12 protein-coding genes are annotated in these 12906 nt (G+C 31.5%); 1 reads left to right on the forward strand and 11 read right to left on the reverse strand.

Annotated elements, in window-relative coordinates; translation table 11 throughout:
* The first annotated feature begins 94 nt into the window (after positions 1-94).
* Entirely contained in the window at positions 95-1318 is a 1224-nt protein-coding gene (locus tag ABEY15_RS15100) for an MFS transporter (RefSeq protein ID WP_429890988.1), read from the forward strand.
* 369 nt (positions 1319-1687) lie between these two features.
* Here ABEY15_RS15100 and ABEY15_RS15105 read toward each other — a convergent pair whose 3' ends face one another.
* The 11 genes from ABEY15_RS15105 to ABEY15_RS15155 form a co-directional block, all read right to left on the reverse strand.
* Entirely contained in the window at positions 1688-2035 is a 348-nt protein-coding gene (locus ABEY15_RS15105; protein ID WP_429890989.1) for an SMI1/KNR4 family protein, read from the reverse strand.
* Positions 2036-2215: 180 nt separating this feature from the next.
* Positions 2216-2461, reverse strand: a complete 246-nt coding sequence (locus tag ABEY15_RS15110; protein ID WP_205753859.1) for a DUF1294 domain-containing protein — start codon at positions 2459-2461, stop codon at positions 2216-2218.
* A gap of 37 nt (positions 2462-2498) precedes the next feature.
* Positions 2499-2975: a Cys-tRNA(Pro) deacylase gene (gene ybaK, locus ABEY15_RS15115; protein ID WP_429890990.1), complete on the reverse strand. Its 477-nt coding sequence runs from the start codon at positions 2973-2975 to the stop codon at positions 2499-2501.
* A gap of 36 nt (positions 2976-3011) precedes the next feature.
* Complete coding sequence (gene rarD / locus ABEY15_RS15120) at positions 3012-3947, reverse strand: EamA family transporter RarD (protein ID WP_429890991.1); 936 nt, start codon at positions 3945-3947, stop codon at positions 3012-3014.
* A gap of 25 nt (positions 3948-3972) precedes the next feature.
* Complete coding sequence (locus ABEY15_RS15125) at positions 3973-5412, reverse strand: MDR family MFS transporter (protein WP_429890992.1); 1440 nt, start codon at positions 5410-5412, stop codon at positions 3973-3975.
* Between the two features lie 116 nt (positions 5413-5528).
* Complete coding sequence (gene msrA / locus ABEY15_RS15130; protein ID WP_429891084.1) at positions 5529-6047, reverse strand: peptide-methionine (S)-S-oxide reductase MsrA; 519 nt, start codon at positions 6045-6047, stop codon at positions 5529-5531.
* Positions 6048-6290: 243 nt separating this feature from the next.
* On the reverse strand, positions 6291-8003 hold the full coding sequence (locus ABEY15_RS15135) for an FTR1 family protein (RefSeq protein ID WP_429890993.1): 1713 nt from the start codon (positions 8001-8003) through the stop codon (positions 6291-6293).
* 9 nt (positions 8004-8012) lie between these two features.
* Positions 8013-9263, reverse strand: a complete 1251-nt coding sequence (efeB, locus tag ABEY15_RS15140) for an iron uptake transporter deferrochelatase/peroxidase subunit (protein WP_429890994.1) — start codon at positions 9261-9263, stop codon at positions 8013-8015.
* 2 nt (positions 9264-9265) lie between these two features.
* Positions 9266-10114 carry an iron uptake system protein EfeO gene (gene efeO, locus ABEY15_RS15145; RefSeq protein ID WP_429890995.1) on the reverse strand — a complete coding sequence of 283 codons (849 nt, stop codon included), beginning with the start codon at positions 10112-10114 and terminating at the stop codon, positions 9266-9268.
* A 289-nt stretch (positions 10115-10403) separates the two neighbouring features.
* Positions 10404-11711, reverse strand: coding sequence for a D-arabinono-1,4-lactone oxidase (locus tag ABEY15_RS15150; RefSeq protein WP_429890996.1), 1308 nt, complete (start codon positions 11709-11711; stop codon positions 10404-10406).
* Positions 11699-12874, reverse strand: a complete 1176-nt coding sequence (locus tag ABEY15_RS15155; RefSeq protein WP_429890997.1) for an amino acid deaminase/aldolase — start codon at positions 12872-12874, stop codon at positions 11699-11701. The genes ABEY15_RS15150 and ABEY15_RS15155 overlap by 13 nt, the downstream gene beginning before the upstream one ends.
* Between the last annotated feature and the right edge of the window lie 32 nt (positions 12875-12906).

Below are 12906 nucleotides of genomic sequence, written 5' to 3' on the forward strand. Positions count from 1 at the left end.
CAATTTTATTTCGATTTTACATAGTCTTTTATTACTATTGATGAGATAATAGATTTTGTCGAATTATATTAAGGGTAAATGGGGAGAAATTTTTATGTGGAAAAACCGAAACGTTTGGATCGTGTTGTTCGGTGAATTTGGAGCCGGTATAGGTCTTTGGTTCGGAATTATCGGAAATTTGGAATTTATGCAAAAACATGTACCTTCTGATTTCTTTAAATCGTTAATTCTTTTTTTCGGTTTATTAGCAGGAGTTTTTGTTGGTCCTTTGGCTGGACGGTTAATTGATCAATATTCAAAGAAAAAGATTTTATTAATTAGTGGTTTAGGTCGAACTTTAAGTGTGATTCTAATGTTTTTTGCCATTCAATACGAAAGTATTATTTTCATGGTTTTATTTTTAGTTATGCTGCAAATTTCTGCTGCGTTTTACTTCCCAGCGCTTCAAGCTGTTATACCAATGATTGTAAAAAATGAACAGTTATTAACTTTAAATGGGATTCATATGAATATTTCTACAATATCAAGAATTGCCGGAACTTCAATTGGTGGTATTTTAGTTGTATCAACTAGTCTTACAAATGTATACGGAATGAGTATGCTAGCATATGCATTTTTATTTTTCATGACGTTCTTTTTACGAATTGAAGAACCTTCAATCAAGCCGAAGAATGTAGAAAAGACAAAAAAATCTAAAACTGACAAAGGATTTGCTGAAATATTTGCACTCATAAGAAAAAGTCCAACAATCTTAAATTTATTTATCTTAAACCTGGTGCCAGTACTTTTCCTAGGCGGATTTAATTTAATGGTAATCGAAATAAGTGATCTTCAACATGATCCTTCAGTTAAAGGCCTTATTTATACAAGTGAAGGTATCTCATTTATGATTGGAGCATTTGTCATTAAACGATTAACAAAAAGGTATACGAATAAACAATTATTATACTTTTCAACTTTCTTAGTAGCTTTTGCTCAGCTATCACTTTTCTTTGCAGATCACCATTGGATGACTCTTATCTCATTTGCAATTTTCGGATTTTCAGTTGGTTGCTTCTTTCCTGTTTGTTCAACTGTTTTCCAAACTTCAATTGACAAATCATATCATGGTCGGCTTTTCTCATTTAGAAGTATGTATGATAGAGTAACATTCCAGATTGTTCTTTTAAGTACAGGACTATTTTTAGATACAATTGGTTTACAATATATGGTTTTAATTTTTGGAACGGTTTCTCTCTTAATTCTTGCTAGATTGTTGTATAAAGACAAAAAATCTAAAGAAGAGTTAGTGAATGAAACTCAAAACTTATCAATGTAATGAAAAGAGGCTGTCTCTAATGTCAGGTGAACTGACACAGAGGCGCCTCTTTTCATTAAAAATATATTTTTGAGCTATCTAAGTTGTGGGTATTTTAACAGCGCTTTTCATTTGAAGATGATATAATCGATCTTTTTTGAAAATAACTGAAAGATTTTTATTCGATTTTTATAGGAATTAGAACATATTCACTAGTTTCTAATTCCAAAGCATCAACTATTTTAAAATAGGGTTATAATAGCCTAACTGGTACAGTTAATTATAAAATTTAATTGCGATTTTCAGATTTTATTTGCAGTCCATTTTTTTCCAATAAAAAAAGTGGTCCATCTTAATTACAATGTTGGAACACACTTTTTTTATTAAAATTCAATATCCATATGCCGCTAAAAATTCATTCAAACTTGAATACAGTTTGACGACTTCCCATTTTCTTTCAAATTCATAGGCAGTACATACTTCCCCTGATTCCTCGTTGATGAAAATAACATCATCCGTTTCGTCATCGAATCCAATTATTAACCAATTTTCTGGCCATTGTATTTTTTTACTTAAGTCCTTTTTAGCCTCGTTTAAATCTTCTTCTTTTATAAAATAGATCGTCATATTTTCATTTGAGACTTCATCTATACCTATTCCTTTAATTCTTGAAAACCATTCGTTTTGCATTTTATTCCCCACTTCCAATAAGAAAGCCTGTATCAACCAAGTGATCACAGGCTAACTTTTTTACTTTTGTGCTTTTTTTGATTCAGATAAATTTGATTTATCTTCGTAGTTTGGTTGTTTTTGACTAGCGTTATTTTTTCTTCCACCATTTCCACGTCCCATTTCTTTCGCCTCCTTAAATTGTCATAAAAATATTTTATACAATTAAGGTAAGACTATCCCATTAAATTACAGGAAGAAAAAATAGATAACAAATTGAATAAATAGGATGATCCAATAACCAAAAACAAATTTTGGATGCTTTGTTTTATGTTTAAAATAATACATCCCTAAAATAGAACCAATCGAACCTCCGATAATTGCAAATAAAAATAAGATGCGTTCAGGAATTCTCCATGCTTTTCTTTTTGCTCGAGACTTATCAATTCCCATAATTGCGAATGAAACAATGTTAACTATTACTAAATAAAACATAAAATACCCTACCATTTGGATCCCTCATAAGACTCGTTTATTTTGAAATTTTTGCTATTATGCTACGAGTTGTTTGTATTAAATCTTTTGCATTCAATTGAAGTTGTATACCTATTTTACCACCGCTAACAATAATCTCTTCTATATTATTAACAGATTCTTCAATAAAAGTAGGGTATTGCTTTTTCATACCAATTGGTGAACAGCCACCTCGAACATATCCTGTACTCGCTAAAAGGTCTTTCACTGGTAATAATTCTACTTTCTTTTCTCCAGCAGCTTTTGCTGCTAATTTTAAATCTAATTCTTTTTCGACTGGAATGACAAATACATATATCGCCTTAGATTGACTGATTGATACAAGTGTTTTATAAACTAATTCAGGATCTTTATTTATTTTATTTGCTACAGAAACCCCATCAATCTTTCCATCATTCGAATCATAATTTAAGGTTGTATAGTTAACTTTTTTTGAATCTAACATTCTCATTGCATTCGTTTTACTTACAGCCATTTTTACTCCTTTCAATGCTACAAACATAATCTATTTTTAGGCAGATATTGATTGCTTTTTATTTCGATTTTTAAGTTTTTGTTCAATTGATTTCATAAACGGTGTAGTAGAGACCGCAAATACGATACAAGCTAACCAAATAAATGAAAATGAGATAAAGTCTTTCTTTGAGAAACTTTCATCATATAATAAAATCCCTATTAATAAACTAATTGTTGGTGAAATAAATTGCAAAAATCCAACATAAGTATACGGAATTAATTGTGCTGCTTTACCGAAAAACAATAAAGGAATAATTGTTACTAATCCAGCACCTACTATTAATAATTGCTCAATCGGTGCACTTTCTACAAGTCCTGCTTGGCCTTTATAAGCTAGAAAACCGAAGTATAGTAAGGCCACTGGAAAAATTAATAATGTCTCAATTGTAAGGCTTAAAAAAGAATCGATATTTAAAATCTTTTTCAATAATCCATAAAAAGCAAATGTTAAAGATAATAGTATTGCTACGATTGGTAATGTACCTGACATGATTGTTAAATATCCTACCCCTATTGTTGCTAAACAAACTGAAACGATTTGCCAAATTGACAGTGACTCTTTCAATACGATTACACCAAGTATAATGCTAACTAATGGATTAATATAATAACCCAAGCTTGCATCAAGAATATGATTTGAATTGACCGCCCAAATATAGATTAGCCAATTGGTACTAATTAATAGTGATATAGCAATCATTGAAACAAATACTTTTTTATTACTTACAACTTGCTTCCAAGTAATTTTGAATTGCTTTAATTTTTTTGTAAGAAGAATGAAAAGTATTAACGTTACAAAAGACCATATAATACGATGTGTTAATATTTCAAAAGGAGAAATATCTTGAATTAGTTTCCAATAAATTGGTAAGACACCCCATACCACATATGCAAGTACACCGTACAAAATCCCTTTAAGTGTGTTGTTCATTCTCTCCCAGCTTTCTTTTTCTATATTAGTGTGCTATTTCAACCTTTTTTTCTTCAGATTGTTCAGACGGTAAAAATAAGACGAAAATAAACGTAATAATACTAAATACCGCCATAAATAAAGTGATGATTTCAAAACCAGCAGTAACAGCTTTTACTGTCGATAAATGATTGATTTGATTATGAGCATTAAGTACTAATTTTTGACCATTCAATACTTCGGATGCCTTAATCGTAAAAATGGTTCCTAACACAGCAACCGTAATTGTTTGCGAAAAAGTATTTAAAAAGGAATTTGCAGCAATTGCAATGCCCCGTTGGTTCATTCCTACAGCTGATGAAATTAGGATCATATAAATTGGAAAAGATAATCCAAAGCCAAGACCTAAAAATGCATTAAATGGATAAATTAATATTTTTGAATCATGGAAAAAGTTCATCCCTAATGCGCCTATAATACATAAGAAAGCCCCTAATAGGATAATGTCTCTTGCCTTCATTTTCTTAATGAAACGCCCAGATAAAAAAGAACCTAATGTCCAAGCAAATGAAAGTGGAATTAACATTAAACCTGACTGTGTCGCACTTAATCCAAACACACTTTGATTATAAACTGGTAAATATACCTCGATCGAGATTAGAAGTGCATGTGCAATAAACATTGCTGCATATGTTACGACTAAATGACGGATTTTGAATAAAGAAAGTGGTAATAATGGTTCTTTTGCTCTTGATTCAACAAATAGAAATAACCCAAATAAAATAATTGCAAATGCAAAAAGGAATAATAAATTTGGAGAAGTCCAATTATGTTGCTCTCCCCCTACAACTAAAGCATATAAAGCAGATAAAGTACTTAATATAAAAAGAATGGACCCTATATAATCAATTGAAATTGTATTTTTACGGTCAATTTTTTGATGATAATATTTCCAAAATAGAATAATAGAAATGATTCCGAATGGAAAATTAATAAAAAAGATATACCTCCAAGAAATGAAGTCTACAAAAAATCCTCCAACTAATGGACCAATTACACTTGAAACGGCCCATACTGCACTAATATACCCTTGCACTTTAGCCCTTTCTTGGAATGGATACAAATCACTTATTACCGTCATCGTTAAGGGTAATGCAGCTCCAGCACCTAACCCTTGAATTGTACGAAATAATATTAATTGACCCATATTTTGTGAAAAACCACATAAAACTGAACCTAAAATAAATAAAATGATACCAAACATTAATAAGTTTTTGCGACCAAATAAATCCGATAGCTTCCCATAAATCGGTGTCGTTACAGTCATTGCCAACATATAAGCTGCAAAAATCCAACTCATCAACTTAACACCAGATAATTCTGTAGTGATGGTAGGCGTGGCAGTTGTAATAATCGTTCCTTCAATCGCAGACAATGTAACAGCTACCAACAACCCGATCGTTACTAGCCTTCGATTTGTTTCCATAGTATACCTCCATTCGAGAGCAGATATAAGGATTGAATATTTTAGAATAGATAAATATTCCTATGCTCCCTTAAAAATAATAGAAGCTCTAATGGAGCTTCTATTGTTTTTTAAGCCTACTTTTTCCAATTTGATTCAATAAATTCGTCTCTTCCAGACATCGCTCGATCTTCTTTATAGTGTTTTGGATTTTTTTTATGATAGTCTTGGTGATACTCTTCAGCCTCATAAAAAGTAGTTGCCTGTAATATTTCAGTTACTATCGGTTTCTTAAACATATTACTTTCAATTAATTTTTCTTTTGATTCCATTGCTTCCTTAAGCTGTGAATCATTATGAACAAAGATTGCAGCTCTATATTGTGAACCTCTATCTTGGAATTGACCGTCTGGATCAGTTGGGTCAATTTGCGGCCAAAATAATTCTAATAATTTTTTGTATGAGAATAATTCATCGTCAAACGTAATTTGAACTACTTCATAATGACCAGTAGTCCCCTTTTTAACCTCTTCATACGTAGGATTTTCTATTTCCCCACCCATATAACCTGAAACAATACCATGTATACCAGGTAAATCCTCAAACGGTGTTACCATACACCAAAAACAACCACCTGCATATGTAGCTTTTTGAATCATCATAAATCCTCCTTACTTCACCTAGTTTACATAATATTATTATGTAAAACCTTTATATTTCTTTAATCTTATCTTATCTCTTTTAAAAGAATTTTTAAATATTTTAGCTCATAATTTTCCAATTTTTTATAAAATGAATTACGTTAATCTGATTGGACTTTTACTAAACTGAAAAGACGATAAAAAACAGACATAAATTGTCTATTTGAATGACAATTATGTCTGTTTTCTTATACTGTTTTAAGCAGCAATTGACTTATTATTGTTTTTGATTTTTGTTCCAACGAACAACCAAATGACAAATAGTAATAAAATTAGTTGTGGAATGATACTTTCTAGGGAAGGATAAATCCCTAATTTAGGTATTGTTGGAAAAATAGTACTCATATGGTCAGGTAAATAGCCAATTCCTTGTAATGCATGAATACTTTGACCAATGAATTTAAACGTCAAGTAATAAATACATAAACTTGCAATTGTAAAAAACGGCTTTAAAGGAATAAATTTGCTTCCTTTTAAGATGAAAATTCCAATTATAACAAGTAAAATGATTCCACCTGCAAAACCAGTAATCAATTCTTTCGCTGTAATTGAAGAACTCATACCGATATAAAATACGACTGTTTCGGCACCTTCTCTAAATACTGCGAAAAATGAAAGTAAGCTTAATGAAAGAATTCCTCCGCCAGCAATTGCTGCTTTTGCTTTTTCTTTCATCTTACTTCCATATTCTTGTTGGCGGGATTGTTTATGCAACCATAACCCTACTGTTAACATGAAAACAACAGCAATAAGACCAGAAATCCCTTCAATTAATTGATTACTAATTCCAGCCGAGATCTTTGATAATAAGAACTGGAATAATAAACCGGCTACTAAACTAGCTAGAATACCACAAGCACCACCAACGAAGATCCACTTACGTGCTGATTCTTGTTTACCTTTTGACACTAATGCTAGTAAAGCAGAAATAATAATTAAAGCTTCTAACCCTTCACGAAATACAATTGTCCCTGCATCAAACATCGTATAAGATGTTTTCTTCGTAGCTAAGTTTAAATTGTTTTGAATTTGTTTTAATGTTTTCATCGTTGTAGCGGATTTAGGCTTTTCCGTTAACTGAGTTAATGCAACGGATGTATCATTTTCAATCTTCTTATATAATTCCATTGAATTTGATTGAACCATTACTTCAACATATGGCCAATCTTGTATAAATTCATTAAACGTTGATTGTGCTTTCTCTGTATCATTTGATTCAACATAATTGATTGTTTGATTTAGTAGTTTTATTGCTTTCTCAATACTAACTTCTTTTGTTGAGTCACTACTTGGATTATTCAATACATCGATTAATTTTGTAAAAGAATCATTAACTTTAGTAATTGAAGGATTTTCAGTAAACAAAGTTGACCTTGAAGTAATCATATTTGCTTCGATTGAACCATAGAAACCACTGTTTGCTTTTCTAACATCATTTTCTACTTTTGACCATTCAATTTCAAAAAGCTTATACTCTGATTGTGCTTTTTCCCAATTCGATTCATTTGATAAAGTTTTAACATTATTTAAATGAGATACTAGTTTAGTAAGATTAATTTGAGAAAGATCTTTTTTAACATTCGTATTTTCAATCCACTTTTCAGTTTCAAAAGCTACCCCACGAATATCATCTTTTACTGCTGCAAGTTCATTTTGATCAATATCTTTAATCGCTTGGTCTACTAGTTTATTTAATTTTGAAGTTTTTTTCTCATTTTTAATTAAATCTTTAATCGCTAATAAATCTGTTTTTACTTTATCTTTTTCACCATTTTTAACTTCTGTTAAAGAGTTACCAATATGTGAAAGTACTTGTTCTTGAATATCAGTTTCAGCAAATGTTTTATGAAACGGACTTAATATTAAACTAAAAAATAGTAAACTAGCTATTAAAAATATATTTTTTTTCATGCACTTCACCTAAAGTAATCCTTCACCAATATAGCTTCCATTCTTAACGCCTGGGAAGCATGCAAATACTGCACTACCATTATGTTCAATGTATTCGTTCAATAAATCCATTTTCGCTAATTTATCTTGTAAAGGAATAAATTGTTTTTCTAAGTCTCTTTGGAAACTAACAAATAGTAAGCCTGCATCTAATTTTCCCGTTTGGATATCAAGTCCGTCAGTATATGAATAAGATCTTCTTAAAATTTTAATTTTACCTTTTCCTCTTGCTAAGGCAACATGTGAATCTGCAGGAATCAATAATTTCCCATTATCATCTGTTTTCTTTAAATCAATTTTAGCAAATTCACTACCTTCACCAATTGGTGCACCAGATGATCTGTGACGACCAAATGTTTGTTCTTGATCTTGTAATGAACTACGATCCCATTCCTCAACTCGGATACGAATACGTCTTGCAACTAAATAAGAACCACCTGTTAGCCAAGCTGGACCATCGCCATTTTGTACCCAAATATGTGTATTCATTTCTTTTTCATCTTTTGTATCTGGATTTCCAGTACCGTCTTTAAAGCCCATTAGGTTCCTAGGTGTACTACCAGATGGATCCGCTCCAGATGAACGTTGAAAACCGTGCTGCATCCATTTTAAACTAACAGTCCCACGTCCAATTCGAATTAAGTTTCTTACGCCATGAAAAGCAACTTGTTGATCGTTTGCACAAACTTGAACTACGATGTCTCCACCGTTCCATTCCTCTCTTAAATCATCACCAGGGAAATGAGGTAAATCTTTTAACCCCGATGGTTTACTTGATTGAATTGATAATCGGTCAAAAAATGAAGGACCAACGCCAAATGTAAACGTAAGCTTCATTGGTTGTAAACCTGTTGCTTCACCCGTATCAGTTGGAGGTGATGAAGGAAATTCAGAATCACCTAGTTCTTTTCCTTCACTCATTAACGCTGCTGCTTCAGTCCATTTTTTAAACATTGTTTTGACATCTGCTTTTGATGTAGTTTCTAGTTTAAATGACGCTAAATACATAAAATCTTGAGCAGGAGTTGTAATACCTTGTTGTTGCTTTCCATAAAACGGAAGAATTTCTCTTGCATCCGCTTTAGCTGGTGAAAAGAAATTAGTTACCTTTTCAGAAGCTGCTTCAATTCCAGTTGCACCAATAAGGATACCAGCTCCACCAACTCCAATAAGTTTTAATGCGTCTCTTCTAGAAACTTTATTCGTTTCTAATTTTTTCATAATTATTTAACCCCTAATGTTGACCCAACTTGAGAAATCGGTTCTGCTAATGCATCTACTTGTTGAGCCAATTTTTTTACTTCATCTTCTTTTAACTGTTTGTAATCAACGTACTGATCACCTTTTTTATAAGTATTTAATGTTGTCATTAAATCATTAAATCTAGTTTCAATTGTTGAAGCTAAATCAGCATCTTTTGCTTTTAGTTTTTCTGATAATAATTGAACGATTTTATCTGAACCTTCCACGTTAGCTGCAAAATCAGCTAAATCAGTATGTGAATATCGTTCTTCTTCACCAGTAACTTTTGAAGATGATACTTCATTTAATAATTCTACAGGACCAGTTACAAATAATACAGGATCAATTTCAGCTGTTTCTACTTTTGCCCTTAAGTAGTTAGCATCCTTCATAAGTTGTTCTGTATATTTTTCAAGACCTTTTGTTGTATTTTGAACCCAAAGAACTTGCTCAATTTTATGGAAACCAGTCCATTCATTTGCAGGTACATCACCTTCACGTGCATCGATTTTTGGATCTAAATCGCCAAATGATTCTGCTACTGGTTCAATTCTTTCGTAATATGAACGACTAATTGGATATAAACGTTTGGCTTCTGCCATGTTTCCTGCATTAATTGCATCAACGAACTTCTGTGTATTTGATACGAACTCTTCCGTTTGAGATACAACGAAATCTCTATAATTATTAATCTCAGAATCTAAATTTATTTTTGCTTCTGCTTTTGATTCTTTTTTTACGTTACTAGCTTCTTCACTTTTTTGTGCACAACCTGCCATCATTAAACTTGTAGCAAGAGAAATTGCGATCATAGTAGTTTGCTTCTTCATAAAAATACCCCCGAAAAATCTAAATTAAATATATGTAATTGATATTGATAACTTTTCTCATTACTTATCATAATACAATTGATAAATATTTTCAATTAGATTTTCATAAAAAAATGACTGAAGCTTGTTCAGTCATTTTAAGCTATTTAGAAATGTACCATTAATTAGACCAAGTTTTCCAATTAATTTCACTTAATGTTCGTACTTTGTAATTTTAACTCTTATATAATTAAGGTACTAAAGCTGAACTATTAAATCATTTAACAGCAAGGCATATAACCAACAACTATTATTCAATCTTAAATAATTTCGCTAAATAAGCATTCACAAAAATATTATTCTTATCTAATTGACTTCGAATAGTAAGAAAATTAGATAATGATGGATACAAATGATTTAGTTTTTCTATATTCATTGAATGCATTTTTCCCCAATGTGGTCTGCCGTTATAGCTTTGAAGAATTTCTTCTATTCTATTAAAATAGTCTTGATGAGGCATTCCTTTATACATATGGATTGCGATATACGCTGAATCACGCATCGAAGCAGGACTTATTAAAAAATGATCTCCTTTTACGAATCGACATTCGATTGGGAAATGGACGTTAAATCGTTTATTTTTTATCTCTTCTTGTATTTCTAACGTCGCATCATTCATATATTCAGCTGGAATACTGTATTCCATTTCGTTAAATTTTACATTTCGAGTTGTTGAAAATAATTCATGACTCGGTCCGACCATCCTTGAATTTGGAACACTGCTACCACTTATTTTACTAATTTGAGAACTACTTTTTGGAAAGTTTCTACTAAATTCACTTAATAACCAGAATGCTTTATTTTCAATGGTTGCTACCTTCCATTTCTCAAATTTAAATGAATGTTTCTTCGTTCTAGTTTCATTCATTATCTTTACTTGAACTTGATCACAATAAGGGAATAAGTAAAACTCAAAATGTTCATTTTCTTTTTTCAAATTTAGTAGATTACTATAAATTTCATCAATCATTACTTTTTTACTCTCATAACGGTACGTTTTAGCAGGCTTTATTCTAATTTTAAATTTTACAACTATGCCAAGTAGACCTAACGATACGCCAATTGCCCTATAAATATCTGTATTTTTTGTCTTTGAACAATCTAATAGATCACCTGATGGTAATACTACTGTCATCTCTTCGATTTGTGTAGATAAAATTCCGTGATCAATTCCTGTGCCGTGTGTGCCTGTTAAAAATGCTCCCGCAATCGATTGAACATTAATATCACCTAAATTTTCTTGCGAATAACCTGATTCGTATAATTCATTTCCTAATTGCTCAAGCTTAGTTCCAGCCCAGACTTCGGCAATTTCTTCCTCTTTGTTGATTGAAATAACGCCATTTAAATTATCTAATGACAGTAAATAGTCGTTTGTTGAAATTAGTGGAGTAAATGAGTGACTTGAGCCTACTACTCTTATTTTCTTATTTTCCGAGTTAGCTTTTTTAACGAGGTTTACAACTTCTTCAATCGATGATGGATACAATACTTGATTCGGTTTAAACTTTACACTTCCAGACCAGTTTTTCCATAACATACTTTTCATAGGAAACACCCCCTATCTCCTCTGTATGTTGTGAAACGGTCGATGATCTTATTTTTACTTACTACATATAAATGAGAAAAACGCTCGGCAATTTCACCAGACTTACTTGGTCTAAATAAAATTGCTTCTCCTATTTTTAACTCTTCATGTCCTGAATAAAAAACTGGTGTTTGAACTTCACCAGCACCTTCTAGTGGCAATAAAGTACATTGTTCTGGGGAATACGGAGTTGGTAATTTTTCTTTTCCTACAGCACCTGATGCGATAAATCCTCCACTAGTGCATGTATAAATCTTATCCGCTGGTTTTCGAATGATTGGTAAAGCAAAGCCTATTGCTGGTTGAAATTGAAAACTTCTGTATTCATCAAATAATGTTGGAGCGTAAAATCCAGAGCCTACTGTTACTTCAGTAACCACTTTTTCCTTTGTCGTCGAATGAAGACTTCCAGTACCTCCACCATTTACAAAATCAAGGTGGTAGCCATCTTTTTCAATGTATTTAACAATATCTCTTCTTTTTTTCGCTATTTCACCTAATGATTTCGTCTTTAAAAACTGGATTATTTTATTTTTCAAAACTTTATTTTTTGCGGCATCTCCAACCCCTGCAATTTGTGCCTCATATCCCATAATTCCTTCCAAGCGCACATTCAAGGATTGCAAAATATGAGTTAGTAGCGGTACTAAATCTCTAGGTTCTTTTATTGGTGACCTTCTAACGCCAAAATGAAAACCAAAATAAGATGTACTCATATCTATATCGATACAAAGTGGAATAACAATCTCATTTTTTGCTGCAATTTTTTCAATCATATTAATTTGTTCAGTCTGATCCACCATACAAATGATTTTTTTACCCTTTTTTATTTGTAATGCAATTTTATTTAATCCTATTACATCAACCGTTGGATAACCAATTAATAAATTATCGAATCCATTTTCAGCAAGAAAATCTGCTTCATGGGGGTTATAACACATTAGCCCTTCATAACAATCATTGCTCTCTAAAATATATTTTAAAACTTGTACACTACGAATTGATTTAGTAGCAATTCGTATTTTCTTACCGTTTGATTTAGCTGCAATATCATCCACATTTTGAACAAAAGCATCCCAATCTAAAAAAGCACATGGCATAGACAATTTAGAAAATACCGATCGATCGACCATTTATTCACCTATCCCGTAGCATTTTATTTTTA

Origin of the sequence: Gottfriedia acidiceleris (assembly GCF_050457485.1) — a bacterium.
In the GTDB taxonomy this organism is placed as follows: Bacteria; Bacillota; Bacilli; order Bacillales; family Bacillaceae_G; genus Gottfriedia; species Gottfriedia acidiceleris_D.